This is a genomic window from Endozoicomonas sp. SCSIO W0465, from assembly GCF_023716865.1.
Taxonomy (GTDB): domain Bacteria; phylum Pseudomonadota; class Gammaproteobacteria; order Pseudomonadales; family Endozoicomonadaceae; genus Endozoicomonas.
Map to the genome: position 1 here is coordinate 3371343 of NZ_CP092417.1, position 18548 is coordinate 3389890.

Annotated in this window: 18 protein-coding genes and 2 pseudogenes; 15 read left to right on the forward strand and 5 right to left on the reverse strand. The window is 47.7% G+C overall.

The genetic code is table 11. The features are described from left to right. The first annotated feature begins 53 nt into the window (after nucleotides 1-53). The 4 genes from MJO57_RS15035 to MJO57_RS15050 are packed head-to-tail and all read left to right on the forward strand — an operon-like array spanning nucleotide 54 to nucleotide 1746. Entirely contained in the window at nucleotides 54-374 is a 321-nt protein-coding gene (locus tag MJO57_RS15035; protein WP_252026490.1) for a transposase, read from the forward strand. Then, entirely contained in the window at nucleotides 371-523 is a 153-nt protein-coding gene (locus tag MJO57_RS15040) for a hypothetical protein (RefSeq protein WP_252026492.1), read from the forward strand. The genes MJO57_RS15035 and MJO57_RS15040 overlap by 4 nt, the downstream gene beginning before the upstream one ends. Then, nucleotides 481-1392 (forward strand): IS3 family transposase, encoded by a 912-nt coding sequence (locus tag MJO57_RS15045; protein WP_252027035.1) that lies wholly within the window; start codon nucleotides 481-483, stop codon nucleotides 1390-1392. The genes MJO57_RS15040 and MJO57_RS15045 overlap by 43 nt, the downstream gene beginning before the upstream one ends. An 18-nt stretch (nucleotides 1393-1410) precedes the next feature. Further along, nucleotides 1411-1746, forward strand: a complete 336-nt coding sequence (locus MJO57_RS15050; RefSeq protein ID WP_252026494.1) for a hypothetical protein — start codon at nucleotides 1411-1413, stop codon at nucleotides 1744-1746. A gap of 28 nt (nucleotides 1747-1774) precedes the next feature. On the opposite strand, the gene MJO57_RS15055 is transcribed toward MJO57_RS15050, so the two are convergent. The 4 genes and pseudogenes from MJO57_RS15055 to istA form a co-directional block, all read right to left on the reverse strand. Further along, a complete protein-coding gene (locus tag MJO57_RS15055) occupies nucleotides 1775-2485 on the reverse strand; it encodes a molecular chaperone (protein ID WP_252026496.1) in 711 nt (236 codons plus the stop codon). Nucleotides 2486-2893: 408 nt separating this feature from the next. Then, nucleotides 2894-4297, reverse strand: coding sequence for an IS1182 family transposase (locus tag MJO57_RS15060; RefSeq protein ID WP_371924880.1), 1404 nt, complete (start codon nucleotides 4295-4297; stop codon nucleotides 2894-2896). A gap of 111 nt (nucleotides 4298-4408) precedes the next feature. Continuing rightward, a complete protein-coding gene (istB, locus tag MJO57_RS15065) occupies nucleotides 4409-5164 on the reverse strand; it encodes an IS21-like element helper ATPase IstB (RefSeq protein WP_252017309.1) in 756 nt (251 codons plus the stop codon). A 12-nt stretch (nucleotides 5165-5176) separates the two neighbouring features. Next, nucleotides 5177-6731: pseudogene (gene istA / locus MJO57_RS15070) on the reverse strand (IS21 family transposase). A gap of 81 nt (nucleotides 6732-6812) precedes the next feature. Between istA and MJO57_RS15075 the strand changes: the two are divergent. Further along, the gene (locus MJO57_RS15075; protein ID WP_252026498.1) at nucleotides 6813-8240 is read left to right on the forward strand and encodes an IS4 family transposase; all 1428 of its coding nucleotides are present in this window, start codon (nucleotides 6813-6815) and stop codon (nucleotides 8238-8240) included. A gap of 7 nt (nucleotides 8241-8247) precedes the next feature. Here the strand turns inward: MJO57_RS15075 and MJO57_RS32785 are convergent, their stop codons facing one another. Then, nucleotides 8248-8382, reverse strand: coding sequence for a hypothetical protein (locus tag MJO57_RS32785; protein ID WP_256493301.1), 135 nt, complete (start codon nucleotides 8380-8382; stop codon nucleotides 8248-8250). Here MJO57_RS32785 and MJO57_RS15080 point away from each other — a divergent pair. The 10 genes and pseudogenes from MJO57_RS15080 to MJO57_RS15125 all read left to right on the forward strand — a co-directional run bounded on the left by MJO57_RS15080 (nucleotide 8381) and on the right by MJO57_RS15125 (nucleotide 18468). Beyond that, nucleotides 8381-9850, forward strand: a complete 1470-nt coding sequence (locus MJO57_RS15080; RefSeq protein ID WP_252018048.1) for an IS66 family transposase — start codon at nucleotides 8381-8383, stop codon at nucleotides 9848-9850. The genes MJO57_RS32785 and MJO57_RS15080 overlap by 2 nt on opposite strands. 1131 nt (nucleotides 9851-10981) lie before the next feature. Continuing rightward, nucleotides 10982-11830 carry a reverse transcriptase domain-containing protein gene (locus tag MJO57_RS15085; RefSeq protein ID WP_252026500.1) on the forward strand — a complete coding sequence of 283 codons (849 nt, stop codon included), beginning with the start codon at nucleotides 10982-10984 and terminating at the stop codon, nucleotides 11828-11830. A gap of 23 nt (nucleotides 11831-11853) precedes the next feature. Further along, on the forward strand, nucleotides 11854-12147 hold the full coding sequence (locus MJO57_RS15090; RefSeq protein ID WP_252026502.1) for a transposase: 294 nt from the start codon (nucleotides 11854-11856) through the stop codon (nucleotides 12145-12147). Between the two features lie 241 nt (nucleotides 12148-12388). After that, nucleotides 12389-13309 (forward strand): IS1380 family transposase, encoded by a 921-nt coding sequence (locus tag MJO57_RS15095; protein WP_252026504.1) that lies wholly within the window; start codon nucleotides 12389-12391, stop codon nucleotides 13307-13309. Nucleotides 13310-13357: 48 nt separating this feature from the next. Beyond that, a complete protein-coding gene (locus tag MJO57_RS15100; protein WP_252017330.1) occupies nucleotides 13358-14872 on the forward strand; it encodes an IS66 family transposase in 1515 nt (504 codons plus the stop codon). A 29-nt stretch (nucleotides 14873-14901) separates the two neighbouring features. Continuing rightward, nucleotides 14902-15405, forward strand: a complete 504-nt coding sequence (locus MJO57_RS15105; protein ID WP_371924845.1) for a transposase — start codon at nucleotides 14902-14904, stop codon at nucleotides 15403-15405. 392 nt (nucleotides 15406-15797) lie between these two features. Next, nucleotides 15798-16570, forward strand: a pseudogene (locus tag MJO57_RS15110) (IS630 family transposase); the annotation flags it as partial. Nucleotides 16571-16573: 3 nt separating this feature from the next. Next, nucleotides 16574-17305 carry a hypothetical protein gene (locus MJO57_RS15115; protein ID WP_252026506.1) on the forward strand — a complete coding sequence of 244 codons (732 nt, stop codon included), beginning with the start codon at nucleotides 16574-16576 and terminating at the stop codon, nucleotides 17303-17305. A gap of 7 nt (nucleotides 17306-17312) precedes the next feature. After that, nucleotides 17313-17576, forward strand: coding sequence for a hypothetical protein (locus tag MJO57_RS15120; RefSeq protein ID WP_252026508.1), 264 nt, complete (start codon nucleotides 17313-17315; stop codon nucleotides 17574-17576). Nucleotides 17577-17751: 175 nt separating this feature from the next. Next, nucleotides 17752-18468, forward strand: coding sequence for an SIMPL domain-containing protein (locus MJO57_RS15125; RefSeq protein ID WP_252026510.1), 717 nt, complete (start codon nucleotides 17752-17754; stop codon nucleotides 18466-18468). Nucleotides 18469-18548 lie beyond the last annotated feature (80 nt).

Consider the following 18548-nt stretch of genomic DNA (forward strand, 5'->3'; position numbering starts at 1 on the left):
TGACTTAGGACACCTCGTTAAGCACAATAGTGCAGTTAGTGACGAGGTAGAAAGTGACAAAGCAGCGTAAAAATTATTCTCCGGAATTCAAGCGTAAAGCCATTGCCATGGTAGTGGAGCAGAAGCAGGCTGTAACAGAGGTTGCCAGAAGTCTTGGTATCAATGATGGCAACCTGAGACGCTGGATACGGGAACAGGATGAAAAAAAGGAAATGTCTTTTCCAGGCAAAGGGCAGCAAGCTTTGACGCCTGATCAGCAGCGAATAAAAGAGCTGGAAGCTGAAAACCGCCAGTTGAAAATGGAACAGGAAATATTAAAAGGCTCTTTTCGGGTTACAGACTGCTCTGCAATGAAAATTGGCCAAAGGCCTTGATATACAATGCCTTCAGGAAACTGCTGGCTAAATATTGCCAAGCCCTGCCACAGGAGGATTCCAGCCTGATTTATGAAATCAGCAGTCTGCAATACGAAAAGAGCCTATTAAAAAAGGCGACGGCCTTCTTCGCGAAAGACCTGTTGTAAGATTTGCATTTATACAACAGGAGAAGGAGGCCTATCCGGTGCAGGTGCTCTGTAAAGTAATGCAGGTTGGGCGCAGTGGCTTTTATCGCTGGCAGAATCAACAGGAACATCAGAAGGACTCTCTGGCCAAGCAGTTCCGCCTGGAGTCTGATGCACAACAAATTTTTATCGACTCCGATCGCTCATATGGCAGCCGGAGAATGGCAAAAGCCCTGCAAGGCAAGGGTTACAATATTGGCCGCTATCAAGCAGCAACACTGATGAAGCGCTTGGGACTGGTTGTGAAGTATGCAAAAAAATTCAAGGTGACGACGAATAGCAAGCATAAGCTTCCGGTAGCAGAAAATCTTCTGAACAGGGAGTTTGCTGTCACAGAGGCAAACAGGGTCTATACGACTGATATCACTTATCTATGGACTCGCGAAGGCTGGCTGTATCTGGCAGTGGTTATGGATCTCTATTCCCGGAAGATAGTAGGCTGGTCAATGGACAAGCGTATGACCACAGAGCTGCCGCTGGAAGCCTTGAGAATGGCGTGGTGGAGTCGTAAGCCTGGTTCGGGAGTGCTTCACCACTCAGATCAGGGAAGCCAGTACGCCTCGCTGGACTATCAGGCTCAGCTCAGGGAATACGGCATGATATGCAGTATGAGTCGTAAGGGAAATTGCTGGGATAATGCGGTAACGGAGCAATTTTTTGGCAGTATGAAACGAGAAAGGACTGACCATTATATTTTCGAAACAAGGGCAGATGTTGAGGCGACAGTTGTTGATTATATTTTGTTCTACAACAACCGCAGACTTCACTCTTATCTTGGTTACATGAGCCCTGTGGACTTTGAACAACAAGAACTCAGGAAAGCGGCTTAATCAGGTGTCCATTTTTACTTGACCACTACAACTAATGGTGGGGTGAAGTTACATTTCAATGGTGGTGACATTGCTGACGATAAAAATGAACCGTTCGAACTCAGAAATTCCAACGATGGGCGAATATCCTACACCATTACAGTTGAATCAAAACTAGGCCAGAGACCACCAAAAACTTTTGATAAAGATCACCATCACCGCGCCCTCGGTTTCTGGTCAGCTAATGATAAAGCAGAGAATTGTGAAAACATTCCCAATATGTCCTTCACTATACAAGCCGATAAAGACGACATAAATGCCGCCAGTGCTGGTGTGTACCGGGATACCATGACTGTTACTGTTGAGGCAAAGTAAAGTTTGGGGTCAAGTTTGCCCCCCGGTGTCACAATGCAAACCGTTGAGCTTCCTCAAATTCCCCGTCAAACATCCCGTATTGAATATAGCCCCGACCGGGGGCTGAACCTTCCGGCAGGGGCATCTCCCAACTACCTCCGGCATAGATGCGAGTACCATCGTCTAAATTGGTACAAATGTCCTCGCTAATGCAGTACTTACCGTTCCGCAGCACCACGTTCATATTGCCACTGTTGATAAACATCATCTTGCCATTACTAACCGTGGCCGCCACGTTATATTCCGGATTCTGTGGGCGCACAAACACCAGCGCCTGGTAAGCCACCAATATTTTGATAGCGGTCTGCTGGGCTTCCAGCTCACCCACCATCGGGCGGAAGGTGACACGGTAGACCAGCTCCTTATCCTGCGGGGTTTCCAAACTGACCAAACGGACGGTTTTACGGCTATTGGGTGGAATAATGGCTTTTGCGGGCGTAGCCAACAGTTTGAGCTTCTCAGGATCGGTGACACGAACACGTTCTTCTTGCTCAGTACCCGGATTGATAACGTGGTAGACCTCAGTTTGCAGGTAGAGATTCTCAGGATCGGGATTAAAAACCACCACATCCTGACGGGGCAACTCATCGGGCTTGAAATAGACAATCACCCGGTCCAGGGAGAGCGCAGCATGGGCCTGAGCACTGAGCATTAGCGCAGTCAGCAATGCGAGAGGGCGTTTAAGGGAGGATAACAGCATGGTCATTTTTCCGTTAGTCATCATGCCTGGCACAATGATCTTGTTACGTTGTTGTCCGGCTATTTTATGGTATACAGGGCAAATCTCAACTGAAAAAATGACGGGTGCTGCGGATGGGCTGCGGGGGTGTGATCAACGGGCATTGAACGCCTGAACCACAATCACCAAAGATTCAGGGGCATACTGTGAACTGTGCGAACTGCCTGGCATTGAGGTAATGTTCATTGTTTCTAAGCGCCTTTATGGAAAATGAACTGACAATCAATCGGTGAGTTCCCTCTAGGAGGCTGTCCGAGAACTAGCTATTGAAAAAACGAAAGCTTCAGCATTTTCTTGGCTGATCAAATATTGACCTAAATTTAGCCTGTTTTGGGGTAAAAATTGCGTTTTTTACCCTTTTGCTTGCCTTTATGCTGCCATTTTAAGCCTTTTTGCTTCTTCAAGACGGATTGATCCCGTTGAAACCGATTTGACAATTTTTTTGAAATTATAAGCACTGCAGACCAGTGAAAATTCTCCAGCCACTTTTTCCTTACCCCGGACACTGAACCCTCTGAATCCTGAGTTCTTGATTTGGCCAAAAGGCGGTTCCGCAATCACCTTGCGACGCTCATAAACCGCTTTGGCCTCTTTGGTTTCCATTTTGCGGTTCATCGCCTGGCGTATGGCTTCGTGGCGGTCTGTGCGAATCACTTTCCCCGGGTCTTTGTTGTCACCACTGCACCTTTTACGTAACGGGCAATCCCGGCAGATATCTTTACTGACGCGGTAGCTTTTGTGTTTTGCTTTGCTAGCCGTGTTATAAATCAGCTTCTCACCGGCAGGGCAGGTAAAGCTGTCGTCTGCTTCATGGTAAATAAAATCCGCTTTGACAAACTTTCTGTCAGAGTCTTCCAGTCCCTCTGTTGCAGGCTTCTCCTGTCGATCCGTAGCCATGTAAGCGTCAATGTTCGCATCATCAAACGCTTGCAGGTTGGGCCCTGAGTAATAGCCATTATCCTCACTCATTTTGCCAATGGACGCGTTATCTGTTGCTTCTGCAATGGCTTCCAGTGCAGGCTTTACTTCCTGCTTGTCATTGGCATGCTGGCTGATGTGCTGGCCAACAATGATACCATTATCGCTGTCGACGCTGATCTGGGCGTTATAACTGTACTGATAGCCACTGCCTTTTTTACCCATGATCCTGGCATCATGATCAGCAAAGCTGATTTGCTTTTTGTCGTCTATCGGCTTATCGGGATTCAGGGCCTGTTCCCGTTCTTCAAGCGCTTTTTTGGCCTCCTGGATTTTCTCTAACCGTTCCTGCTTGAATTGCAAGTCTTCAGGAATGCTGTAGCCAGTCTCCTGCTGATAAGCATCGTCCTCTTCACTGTCACTGGTTTCGGCTTTTTTAATCAGGGCCTCAACTTCAGCCATTAATTCAGCTTCTTTGGCCTTAAGTCGTGCGTAGCTCATGGCCTTATGCTTTGATGAGTCGGCTTTGAATTTGGAACCATCAAGAGCGATGTGGCCCAGCGAGGCCATCTGTAGTTCCCGGGCGAGCAGCACGCTCTGTTTGAAACTGCTTTTAAAAAAGGTGGCCTGGTTTTTACGAAAGTCACTGAGCACCCGGAAATTTGGGCAGTGCTGTTTGGCGATATACATGAAAGCCAAGTCCTGATTGCAGCGCCGTTCAATCTCCCTGGAGCTGAACACACCATGGCTATAGGCATAGATCAGGATCGATATAATCAGTCGTGGGTGGTAGGCATTCTGGCCAAGATGGTGATACTGCTTTTCCACTTCAGAGGTGTCGATATGCTTGAAGATATCTTCAAAAACGAAGCAATCATGATCTGGTTGCGTATTCTGGTTAACTTGAACACCTATTCTGTTTCATTTGAACACCCTGAACTCCTTACACATTGCCCAGTGTGATTTTTAGACCAGGTGTTCAACTGCGTCCAATTTTCCAAGCTTTTTGCGCATGGATTCGCCTTTGAGTTCAATCCGGTGGGCATTGTGCATAAGCCGGTCAAGAATGGCGTCGGCCAGAGTTTCATCACCAATGCTGGCATGCCACTTCCGGGTGGGCAATTGACTGGTAACCAACGTGGAACCTTGCTCGTGCCTGTCATCCATGACTTCCAGCAGATCGTTCCTTTGTTGCTGCGTCAGTGGTTCCAGGCCCCAGTCGTCCAGAATCAGCAAGTCTACTTTTGCCAGTTGTTTCAACTGCCTGCTGTAGCTGCCATCACCGTGGGCAAGGATCAGTTCATCCAGTAGCCTGGACATCCGATAGTACCGGACACTGTAGCCTTTCAGACAAGCCATGTGCCCAAGGGCGCAGGCCAGGTAGCTCTTACCGGAACCACAAGGTCCGGTGATCAACAGGTTCCTGTACCGGTCAAGCCAGCCTCCTCCAGACAGGCTGGCCATCTGGTTCTGTTTGAGACCTCTGGGGTGTTCATAGTCAATGTCGTGTATCCGGGCAGCCAGTTTAAACCGGGCGCTTCTGAGCAGCCGAGCCAGACGTTTATTGTTTCGCTCTGTTTCTTCCTGCTCAGTAAGCAACGACAGTCGTTCTTCAAAGCTAAGGCTACTGTAGGTGCCCGGCTGGTCCAGCTGTTGATTGAGGGCATCTGCCATTCCGGTCAGTCGCAGTGACCTAAGGCGAGCCAGTGTTTCATTGATCATGTTCGCCTCCGGTTATTGATAGCAAATAGCGCCACGAATATTTTCGTGATCATCATGCAAGGGACCTGTCGTTTGTTTTAACTGTGGCTCCAATGGCATCAGGTCTTTGCCTGACTGGAGGATTGATCGGACATTTTTTAACCGATAACCCCCGATGTTCCTGGCATGGGCGCAGGCGTTGTTGAGTCGTTCAGTTCCATATTCCCGCTGCAGGTTTAGCAGCCCCAATGAAGCTCGATAGGCTTGTTCAGGATGCTCCTTGCTATCCAGCAGTGATTGAATAAAACAATAGACTTCCTGACCAATGTCGTTAGCCCAGTTAAGTAAACGCTCAGGCGTCCAATCCTGATGGTGACGATGTCGTTCCGGCATATGAACTGCTAACGTCGTAAATCCACGTGTGTGCTTGCGAGCGTGGCTGGCCACCACTTTACCGTTAGCGTAGATCGTGACGCAGTGCTCAGTCGCCTGTACTTCTACTTCCTGCCTGGCAAGCTGATGGGGAACCGAGTAGGCGTGCCCCTTGCAGATAATATGATAATCCACATTCACCCGGGCCTTGATAAACTCAGCGAACACAAAAGATTGCTTCGGCAGTGGCTTGAGGGCTGGTTCATCCAGTTGTTCAAACGCACTACGTCGCGTTCCTGGCAACTGCTTAAAGGGCTTCAGGTTCAGTTCGATTAACAGCTCACGTATCCGCAGGTTCAGCTCTGCCAGGGTAAAGAACATTTACATGACGAAGCCTGGCCAGTATCCACCGCTCCACTACCTGTACACCGACTTCTGCTTTGGCCTTGTCTTTGGGTTTGTAGGGGCGTGCCGGAATGACTGCCACCTGGTAGTGACAAGCCAGGTGCTGGTATGATGGGTTGAGATCCGGCTCGTACCGACAGGCTTTGATAACTGCGCACTTTGGGTTGTCTGGCACAACAATTTCTGGCACCCCACCAAAGAACTCAAAGGCCCGTTCATGAGACCCCAGCCAGTCCTCTGTTTTTTGTGACAGAGTCGCTTCAGCGTAGGTATAGTTGGACGCTCCCAACACTGCCACAAATATCTGGGCATTGTGGGCAATTTCGCCGGTGTCCGGGTTGATGATTGGCATGGTTGGCCCGGCATAATCAACAAATAACTTTTCACCTGCATTGTGCAGCTGTCGCATAGATCGCTTTTGACAACCACGCCACTGATTGTAACGGTGACAGTACTGGGCATAGCTGTAGGCATTGAGGGGGTGGGCCTGACAGTATTCTTCCCAGAGTCGTTGTTTGGTCACTTCCTTGCGCTTCAGTTCCTGATGCACCTCAGCCCAGTCAGGATCAATCAACCCTTTTCGATTGGCTATCGAGGCATCGGGAAACAGCGCCTGAATAAGCTCAGGCTCAGATATATCCTCTGCCAGGGGCCAGCTTAATTCCGATTCCTGAAAGGCCTTAACGTAGTTGGATACCGTCCCCACACTGACCCGTACACTGCGGGAAATTTGTCGGAAGCTGAGTTGGCTGCCAAACCGCATCCGGAGTATTTCTAGTAGCTTACGCATGGTAATCCTGTTTTCTGTCATGGCCGGTTCCCTCTCTTGGTACCTGTCTCTTGATCACAAATAGCTACCTTGTTCTATCATTTCTCACTGATAAAACAGGTCATGCTTCCACTTTCTCCTAAACCATGGTCAGAACTAACTTTTGGATGTGCTGATTTGGGCGATACTCGACGTACAAAACGACTTGTCAAAGTTGCTGCCGAGCTTTCAGCTCATACCGGTAATTCTTTGTCATCTTCATGCGAAGGTTATACCGCACTGGTAACTGGAGCTTACCGGCTGATTGAGAATGAGGCCGTAAAGCCTGAAGCAATAGCTGAGGCAGGCTTTCAGGCAACTGCCAAAATAGCGAGACAGTCTCGCCTACTTCTGGCTCTCGAAGATACAACAACCCTGGGTTATAAACATGCTGTCAGATCCGAGCTTGGTGATCTTGGAGGTCCTGAAGGCTCTAAAACCAGAGGATTCCACGTCCACTCTGTCTTCTTGGTTGATGCGGATACAGAGCGAAGCATTGGGCTTATTGATCAAGAACGATGGGTTAGAGAGGACGTTCAGCGGGGGAAAAAGAACCAACGTCGTCAGCTACCTTACGAGGGAAAGGAAAGCTTTAAGTGGCAAAGAGCCTCTGAAAACACAGAACAAAGGATGGGGGGTAAAATGCCTGACATCATCAGTGTTTGCGACCGGGAGGCGGATATATACGAATATATGCACTACAAACTGGATAACCGACAGCGGTTTGTTGTAAGAGCTACACAAAACAGAATCCTGGTGGATGGCGAACTCTTATTATTTGATTCCTTAGCTCAGACTGAAGTGTTGGGGAAATATACGATAGTGGTTCCTCAAAAAGGAGGTAGAAAGAAGCGAAAGGCAACGCTGCAGGTCAAAAGAAAGAAGATGACAATACAGGCGCCGCAAAGGCCAGGCGGCAGGCCGGAACCGGTAACTATGAATATTGTGTCGGCTGAAGAGATTGGCAATGACTTCGAAGACCGTTTGCACTGGGTACTATTGACAACTGAAGATATTGAAACATTCGAAGACTGTCGCTCTATCATTCGATTTTACGAGCTCCGATGGCGAATAGAAGAGTTCCATAAGGCTTGGAAATCGGGAGCAGGAGTAGAAAGGCTTCGTCTGCAATCTCCGGATAACATTGAACGACTTGCGGTCATATTAATGTTTGTCGCTGTCAGACTAATGCAAATCCGTGAAGCATTAATGTTACCGAATGACAGGCAGCACAAAGACAGAAAGCTTTGGAGTGAAAAAACACTCGCGAATGAGGTGGTCAGTGATGATGAATGGCAGGTTCTCTGGCTAACCTATGAAAAAAAAGCGTTGCCCGATAAGCCGCCAACAGTCACTTGGCTGCTTCAAACGATTGCTCGGCTTGGTGGTTGGGGTGATTCAAAGCATACAGGGCAGCCCGGCTGGTTAGTGGTATGGGAAGGCTGGGCGAAATTGCAGGATCGGGTAAAAACCTGGCAGATAGCCCGGCAGTTCAGCGCTGGAGAGATGTGATCAAGAGTCAGCTCTTGGTACAGATAAGAACGGCCAAAGTTATGGAAAATCGTAACTGTTCAGCACCCCCACATAAATCTGGAATTTTCTGATTTTTATACCATCCTCTTAAGCACCATTTTTCCACAATATTCGCCAGCATGATTCCAGAACTACCCGCAACTATGTCGGCTGAGATTCTCTTGAAAGAGAATGCAGAGCTGCGGATGAGAGTTGCCTGTCTGGAAGAGCGATGTCGAGAATTGGAAGAAAAGGTTGGCAAGAACAGTCAAAACAGCAGCAAGCCGCCATCGTCTGATGGTTATCAAAAACCTTGTAAAAACAGTAATTCTCCAGATCATTCTGACGACCTTTCCGCAGATAAAGGTACCGATCCATCGGATGAAAAACCCAATCCTAAAAGTCTGAGACAGTCTTCTGGTAATAAAGCCGGTGGAAAGAAAGGGCATCAGGGCACTTGTCTTAAACAGGTCGATATCCCTGACTATATTGAGTACCTTCCGGTTAAAGAATGCAATAAATGTCAGGCGTCTCTTCTTGATAGTGAGCCGGTCAAATATATTGAACGACAGGTGTTTGAACCAGGGAGACCGGGTGAATTTGAAGTAACGGCCCATAGAGCTGAAGTAAAAATCTGCACTTGTGGTTGTCGGAATCAGGCTGAATTCCCGGAAGGTGTTACCGCTGCCGCACAATATGGCTCAGCCACACAGGCTATGGCCGTCTATCTTAACCAATACCATTTCCTGCCTTTTAAGCGCGTGTCAGAGTATTTTAATACTCTCTATAAAATGAGTGTAAGTGCAGGCACTGTCGCCAATTTTGTGGCCAGAACCTATGAAAATCTGGCTTCTACTGAAGAGGTTATTCGTGACGCCTTGCGGGAATCGTCTGTTGCCGGAGCCGATGAAACGGGTATGCGGGCCGAGGGCTCTTTGCACTGGCTACACGTTATGCGGGATGAACAATGGACGCTCTACTACTTGTCTGAAAAGCGAGGTCGTGAGGCCATGGACACGATGGGCATACTGCTAACATTTGCAGGCGTTCTGGTTCATGATCATTGGAAATCCTATTTTGCATATGCGGCAACTCACGTACTTTGCAATGCCCATCACCTGAGGGAGCTTTTGGGTGTTGTTGATAGGGACAGCAATCAACTGGCGTTGCGATTGATGAAGCTACTGAGGCTTTCCTGGCATTACTGCAAGGGCTTTAAGACCATAGGTATGCTACAGATGCCAAGTGTTGTCTGTGAACGAATCGAGAAGATTTATGACCGGTTGCTTCAGCGGGCTCTAATGAAAGAAGTCGTCTATATGGAGAAGCAACGAGAGGAGCTTAAGCGCAAGAAAGTCAAGAATACTAAAGCTTACAATCTCTTCAAACGACTCACTGAGTTCAAGGCTGAGACACTGCGCTTCATGTCAGATTTTACCATTCCCTTCGATAACAATGGCAGTGAGCGGGATGTTCGAATGGCCAAGTTAAAGCAGAAGGCTCTTGTAGGATTTCAGACTGCTACTGGGTTGAACATTGCTGAAGCCCTTTATCTACAAAGGTTGTCAGCATATTGTCCGGTAATGTTGCTCAATCCTTGTTTTTCGTGACCTACAGTCAGTTTTCACTGTAGAGCAGTTCGTAATCAAAATAGAGCCAAGCAGAAAATCTCAGGCTGCTTCAGGAGTGCAGACGGTGGTTCTATGTTTGCACGGATTCGCAGCTATTTGTCGTCTGCCAGAAAACAGGGAATGGACATATATCAATCACTTCATAGAGCTGTTCGGAATTACTGTAATATGCCTTTGCTCAGTGCTGAATAGTTACGGAAAATCAATGCATAAGAAGATATTTGTTAGCTGTATTAGACCGGTTTATGGTCTGTTGAACAGCGTTTCTGGAAGCTTGAACGGTGATTCTGGAAATCATCAAAAAGTGTTCAAAAGAAACCAGAATAGGTGTTCAAGTGTTACCAGAATGGGTGTTCAAGTGTTACCAGAATGAGTGTTCAAGAGTTACCAGAATATGCACTGGTGGCAGCAGGTCGAAGATGTTCGATGGGAACATCAGGTGCTGGTCAAAATCAGCAGGGTTATCTTTGAATTTGATTGATGACATCCGTTTCGGCAACAACAAAGTGGGCAGAAGATGCCTGATTATACTTAATCAGGCTATTCTCGGACAGCCTCCTAGTGCATAGTGCAGCCAAGCGTTGTTATACATACACAAGCACCTCGTTCCCACGCTCCCCCGTGGGAATGCATAGTGCGCTGGGATAAGCGGCGTATATCTTGCGGGTGAAAGTCCCGTTGCGGAAGGAGAACCAGCTCCACCGTATAGCGAGTCTTGCGTTGCTGGAGGTAACAACAGTGATGAAGCGTAGACAGTGAAATATCCGAGCCGAAACCAAATGGTGAACGTGACAGCTCCGAAATACCACCTGTTGTGGGTGCCGATGCTCTTATGCAGGCAGCAGGCCCAAGAGTGCTGTGTAAGGTCAATCTGGGAATCCGAGCAGCACTACCCTCCGGAGTCGCAGGCGTCGGCGAGTTTATAGAGATATACGACTGAACCCAGGAGATCCATAGGGCTCTCAAAGGATTGAGTATGTTAAGTACAAGTGCAAAACACGAGGCTTTACAGATGGCTCTATGGAAGTCGGAGTCAGTCATAGTAGTGATGAAGCGGGTAACGACCGTGAGCGAAGGGCTGGCAGATAGATCGAGCGTGAGAGAGAAACAATGACCGTACTCAGCAACGACGGACAATCATGGTTAACGAAACTTGAGCGCATAGGTGAGAAATCGGCATACGACAGACAAATGGTGTTCAATAACCTTGGTCACCTGCTAAATGTTGACATGCTGAAGGAGCAATTCCATCGGTTGAACGGGAATAAAGCCGTAGGTATTGACCGTGAGACAAAGGAGACTTACGGCGTAAAACTGGATGAAAATCTGAAACACCTTCTCCAGCGCATTCGCCGTGGGACTTACAGGCCAAAACCCGCGAGGGTCACTGAAATCCCGAAAGAGGATGGGAGCAAACGGCCACTGGTCATATCCTGCTTTGAAGACAAACTGGTGCAACTTGCAGCCAGTCAAATCCTTGGCAAGATATACGAACCGCTGTTTCTACCGTGCTCATACGGATTCAGGCCCGGCTTGAGTTGTCACGATGCTTTGAGGACTTTGCTGCAGTCCAGTTCCCGAATTCGGGATGGTGCTGTGGTAGAAATTGATATCTGCAAGTACTTCAACAGAATTCCTCACAGGGAGCTGATGAAGATTTTGCGAATGAAGATATCAGACCAGCGTTTTCTCAGGCTGATAGAAGTCCTGATTACAGCACCTGTGATGGAACACAAGCAAGTATCCGACAATCGGGAAGGATGTCCGCAAGGGGCTATCCTGTCGCCAGTGCTGGCCAATATCTATCTGCACTACGTGATAGATGAATGGTTTGCCGAGGTAAGCCGTTCTCACATCAAAGGGCGGGCGGAAATGGTGAGGTACGCTGACGATATGGTATTCCTTTTTGGGGATGCCAGTGAAGCAGAGCGCTTTTATAAACTCATGTTACGCACTTGACAAAATCTGCCATGCCGTAACGCATGAAAAAAGAACTGTTTGAACTCTATAGTGATTATCTTCTGTCTTCCTTTGGCAAAACGACAGCAACTCAATTGTCATCACTTGTGGACGGGGCGTACAGTCATGATCAAATAACCCGCCTGCTATCTCGCAACCATTTTGATAGCAAAACGCTCTGGCAATATGTAAAACCTGTCGTAAGACAAGTAGAAAAGAACGACGGTGTACTTATTGTTGATGACACCACTCAGGAGAAACAATATAGCGACGAAAATGACCTCATAGCCTGGCACTTTGATCACGTATTTGGTTGATCGGTTAAAGGAATTAACCTACTCAACCTCGTTTACCATGTTGGTGCAGCAATTCCCGATGAATTCTGAAGCACTACAGCCAGAAGGGATGCAGACAAGGTAAAAAAATCATATCCGCACAATTCTTCGACTAAAATTGCCTAACCCGAATATTTCATAAATAAGAGCAGGTTCCGCCCAATCACCTGATATGATTGGGTCGACCAAAAAAAGCTTCGGAAGAAGCAATCCGGAACCTGCTATGACGAAACATACACAAGAAACCCTTCGTTTTCACCCTGTTAATGGTAAAACTGTCAGAGCTGACTTTAACGGAGGAGAGTTGTCCTCCGATTTTGGCGCGCTGTTACTGCATGAAATGGCCATCCGCAGTGAGCTAATTCCCCGGCTCGTCAAGGCAATCCAGGACAAACGACATCAATCCTATATTGACCATTCCATGCAGGATCTTCTGACGCAACGAGTGCTTCAAATGGCCTGCGGATATCAGGATGCCAATGACAGCAACCATTTGCGCAAGGACCCGATGTTCAAGCTGGCTGTCGGTCGCAGTCCTCTGAATGCCGAGACCCATCTGGCATCAGCCCCCACATGTTCACGACTCGGGAAGGGCTTGTCCCGCAGGGATATATACGACCTGGCCTACGCCTTTGCAGAGCATTTTCTCAGCAGCTATAAAAAACCGCCCAAGCTGGCAGTCATTGATCTGGACCACACAGCCAGCCTGACCCACGGCGCTCAACAGTACAGCTTGTTCAACACCAAATACGGCAATACCTGCTATTTGCCACTGATGATTTTTGAAGGCTTGAGCGGGAAGTTGATTACAGCCATTCTGCGGCCAGGGAAAACACCCTCAGGACGGGAAAATGCCGCCATTGTTAAACGTCTTTTGACGCTGATCCGGCAGTCATGGCCGAAAACACAGCTCATCATCCGGGGAGACAGTCACTTTTCCCAGCCGGAGCTGATGCGCGTTGTTGAGCAGGATAAAGCTGCTGATTACGTGCTGGGTAAAGGCGCTGGGCATCCAACGGCCTTACGGCCAATGTCGGATGAAAGCATGGCGGAAGCTCGCCTCTGCCTGCAAGCACGAACAGCTTACGCTCGATTGAATAAGTGTAACTGTTCAGCACCCCCACATAAATCTGGAATTTTCTGATTTTTATACCATCCTCTTAAGCACCATTTTTCCACAATATTCGCCAGCATGATTCCAGAACTACCCGCAACTATGTCGGCTGAGATTCTCTTGAAAGAGAATGCAGAGCTGCGGATGAGAGTTGCCTGTCTGGAAGAGCGATGTCGAGAATTGGAAGAAAAGGTTGGCAAGAACAGTCAAAACAGCAGCAAGCCGCCATCGTCTGATGGTTATCAAAAACCTTGTAAAAACAGTAATTCTCCAGATCATTCTGACGACCTTTCCGCAGATAAAGGTACCGATCCATCGGATGAAAAACCCAATCCTAAAAGTCTGAGACAGTCTTCTGGTAATAAAGCCGGTGGAAAGAAAGGGCATCAGGGCACTTGTCTTAAACAGGTCGATATCCCTGACTATATTGAGTACCTTCCGGTTAAAGAATGCAATAAATGTCAGGCGTCTCTTCTTGATAGTGAGCCGGTCAAATATATTGAACGACAGGTGTTTGAACCAGGGAGACCGGGTGAATTTGAAGTAACGGCCCATAGAGCTGAAGTAAAAATCTGCACTTGTGGTTGTCGGAATCAGGCTGAATTCCCGGAAGGTGTTACCGCTGCCGCACAATATGGCTCAGCCACACAGGCTATGGCCGTCTATCTTAACCAATACCATTTCCTGCCTTTTAAGCGCGTGTCAGAGTATTTTAATACTCTCTATAAAATGAGTGTAAGTGCAGGCACTGTCGCCAATTTTGTGGCCAGAACCTATGAAAATCTGGCTTCTACTGAAGAGGTTATTCGTGACGCCTTGCGGGAATCGTCTGTTGCCGGAGCCGATGAAACGGGTATGCGGGCCGAGGGCTCTTTGCACTGGCTACACGTTATGCGGGATGAACAATGGACGCTCTACTACTTGTCTGAAAAGCGAGGTCGTGAGGCCATGGACACGATGGGCATACTGCTAACATTTGCAGGCGTTCTGGTTCATGATCATTGGAAATCCTATTTTGCATATGCGGCAACTCACGTACTTTGCAATGCCCATCACCTGAGGGAGCTTTTGGGTGTTGTTGATAGGGACAGCAATCAACTGGCGTTGCGATTGATGAAGCTACTGAGGCTTTCCTGGCATTACTGCAAGGGCTTTAAGACCATAGGTATGCTACAGATGCCAAGTGTTGTCTGTGAACGAATCGAGAAGATTTATGACCGGTTGCTTCAGCGGGCTCTAATGAAAGAAGTCGTCTATATGGAGAAGCAACGAGAGGAGCTTAAGCGCAAGAAAGTCAAGAATACTAAAGCTTACAATCTCTTCAAACGACTCACTGAGTTCAAGGCTGAGACACTGCGCTTCATGTCAGATTTTACCATTCCCTTCGATAACAATGGCAGTGAGCGGGATGTTCGAATGGCCAAGTTAAAGCAGAAAATCTCAGGCTGCTTCAGGAGTGCAGACGGTGGTTCTATGTTTGCACGGATTCGCAGCTATTTGTCGTCTGCCAGAAAACAGGGAATGGACATATATCAATCACTTCATAGAGCTGTTCGGAATTACTGTAATATGCCTTTGCTCAGTGCTGAATAGTTACGAATAAGTTACCGATACCTTACCGAGTGCGTCTGTATGGCGAGGCACAGTATCAGGCGAAGAGCTGGAAAGGGCTGGATACACGTGTCATATATAAGGCTGAAGTGAACCAGATGGGTGATAACCCTCGCTTTGTTGTAACCTCCATCAAGAATGCCTCGGCCCGGTGCATTTATGAGCAGTTCTATTGTCCCAGAGGACAGGATGAAAACTACATCAAACACCTGAAAAATGATCTGTCCTGTGATCGGACATCGGATATGAGCTTTCGGGCGAATGCATTGCGTATGTACTACGCCTGTGCCGCGTACGTTCTGCATTACGAAATGAGAACCACTGTATTGAAGGATACAGAGATGCAGAGGGCTCAGCCTTCAACAGTGATCGCCAAGCTGTTCAAAATTGCCGTTAAGGTGGTGGAGTATAAAGACCGTGTGAAGCTGCATCTGCCCAGCAGTAACCCAATGAAAGTGTTGCTACAACGAGTGACGGAAGCTTTTGCTGCCATTCCAGTTCTCAGACCGGGATAACAGACACAGCTTTTCGGTTGGGGAGGCGTTTTATTGGATCAGCTGAAGGAGGTTGAGGGTTCGGTGCGCCTGGTGTCAGGTAAATCGTTATGTTTTTTGACATAAAGCCATGGCGGGACGCAATATCAATGCAGAAAAATACGCTGCTACGATTTGGCAGGCCATGTTTGCTCAAAAAAACATCAGCCGTTCGAGTTGTAGCAGCGTTTATGAAACATTCGGGCTAACTTGATTTCGACCAATATAAACCTGTCGACAATATGGGCTTTCATTCTGGCACTATTTAACAGATAGGCTTACAGGTAGCGGAACATTCCCGAGATTGGCTCAGAAAATCGAGAGTGCTGCGCAATGGTTGTCGTGTGGATCAAGTACGGTTTTTGAGTGCATACACTCATTGGAGTACTCGCTCCATGGCTTCTGTCAGTGGCGTAAGTGAAGCCAGCGTTCGGCGAGTCTGGAAGGCGCATGGCCTCAAGCCCCACCTTGAAAAGACATTCAAAGTCTCTCGTGACCCAAACTCTGTGGAAAAGTTGGAGGATATTGTTGGGCTGTACCTGAGCCCTCCCGAACATGCCTTGGTTTTATGCTGTGATGAAAAAAGTCAGGTTCAAACATTGGATCGAACCCAGCCTGGCTTGCCTTTAAAAAAAGGGCGAGCAGCCACAATGACACACGATTATAAACGTCATGGAACAACTACCTTATTTGCAGCACTCAATGTTCTTAATGGGCAGGTTATTGGTCAGTGCCAACAACGTCATACACATGAAGAGTGGTTAAAGTTCCTGAAACAAATAAAACAGGGAAACACCGAAGGAGAAAAGTCTGCACCTTATCTGTGACAATTACGCCACTCATAAGCATCCGAAAGTTAAAGAATGGTTGAAAAAAAATCCGCGTTTTCATGTTCATTTCACACCCACTTCAGCGTCGTGGCTGAATATGGTTGAGCGCTTTTTTTCGAGATCTGACAGTCCAGCGTTTACGACGGGGTGTTTTTACCAGCGTTCCCGAACTGGTGAAGTCAATTGAAGAATATATTGAGAAACACAATCGCCAACCAAAGCCTTATATCTGGACAGCTAAGGCAAATGACATACTGGAAAAGGTAGTTCGTGCAAATCGCCGCTTAAGCTCTAAACAGAATGACGCACTACACTAGTGTATGAGTGAGATATCAGGATCCGGAGATATACAGTCCTGGCGGCAGGAGTCTGAAACGGCAGAGCTTGTGGCCGGGCAGCCTATAGAAGGGGCAGTTGACAAGGTAGCTTCCGGTTATGATCAGACGAACTCTGTCTCTCAAAGTCAGACTGAAAAGGCTGACTATTTTCTTGCCCCACGGGTGATACCCGTTCCAACACTTCAAGCGGCTCTTCAAGGTGTTATGGTGGCATCATCTGAAGATATCAAGGGGCTTCTGTCAAAAGCCCTGGTAAGCAGAGAGTCCCTGGAGCAAAGGTCTGCAGGTGAAGAAGCTGAGTCTCTGAGTGTTGTTGCTTCTAATGTGTCCCCATCCGTTGCGAATACAGGCTCACTGGCGTTACAAAGGGTGATTGATGATATTGTTTCTATCAATCGCAATAGTGGAAGGGCATCGGGTAATGGGGCACAGAGCGTTCAGCAGAACAGGTCGGATCTTTATGAAATGACAGAGCATGTGCAATTAAAACTTTTGTCCCAGAGTCTGGGCATCGATCTGAATCCATTAATCAGGACTGGTGAGGGGAGGCTTGAGGGCATTCTTGTCATCCAGAGGGGGGTTCTGCTCGCTATCGACGCTATGTCCAATGCTGAATTTATGGAGGTATTGAAAGAGCGATTGCGGGAAGAACAGGTCAAAGAGGATCAGATCAAAGAAGATCAGATCAAATCAGATCAAAGAAGGCCAAAATAAAGAATCGGTGGAAAAACTGATGCAGGCCATTGCGGCACTTAAATCGGGTGAGCCGAAAGTGGCAGCTGAAGTGCTGCGCTCTGCCAGTCTGATCACGACCGCTATTGAACAGATTGTTGACCGATATACATCCGATGAAACCCCCGGGAGTCTCAGGCAGCATTTGCATGAACAGCTTATTCTGGTTCTGGACAGCGTTACCCGACAAGGCTCGTACCAGGATATGATGAATAAGCGGGTGGAGTTGCTTCACTCTGCAAAAAAAGTCTAATAAGGATTTTTTTTATCAGGCTGGCTCGCCTCAGAGATGTGGAGTACTTTACGCATTTAGCTCCTTTTTTTCCTTGCCAATAACAATGAAGCAGTGAAAGAGGCACCAGTCTGTTCTGATGCAATGGGGGGGCTAAGGATGGATTGGTTTTTATAAAAAAACAGGTGGAAGAAAGATGAGTACCGGTAGAGTCAGTGCCCTGATATTGGGCATTTCTGTTTTTCTGGGGCTTTCCTGTCTGGGGTATTTGTTGGCGAATGCAGCCATCGATTACAAGCTGTATGAGAGAAGCGTTACGGTCAAAGGGCTATCGGAGAGGGAGTATCAGGCAGATGTCGTAATCTGGCCGATTCAATTTTCAGCGGCCGATAATGATTTGAAGACACTTTATCGCACGATTGAGAACAATACCGACAGAATCAGGGCGTTTCTGGAGAAGAGTGGCATCGCGGTTGATGAAATCAGTCTGATGTCGCCTGATATTACCGATAAATCAGCTAATCAATATGGCAACAGCAGTCGTCCGGAGTTCCGGTATACCGCTCTGCAAACCATCACTGTCTATTCCGGAAATATTGATGCAGTGCGCTCAGTAATGGGCAAGCTCTCAGACCTTGGGCGAGACGGTATTGTGTTTACCGGTGGTAACTATGGTTCACAGCCAGAGTACCTGTTTACCCGGTTGAATGACGTGAAGCCGGAAATGATTGAGGAGGCAACTCGCAAAGCCCGGGAAGTGGCCGGAAAATTTGCCTCGGATTCCCGGAGTGAGCTGGGGAAAATCAAAAGAGCGTCCCAAGGGCAGTTTTCAATCAGTAACCGTGACCGGAATAACCCGCACATCAAGAAAGTCCGGGTGGTTGCGACCATTGAGTATTATCTCTCCGACTGAGATGATGACGGCGGGTTATTTGCTAACTTTTAGTCAGTCGTTACCCCTGAGCAAGGAATATGCTATTTTATGCCGCCTAT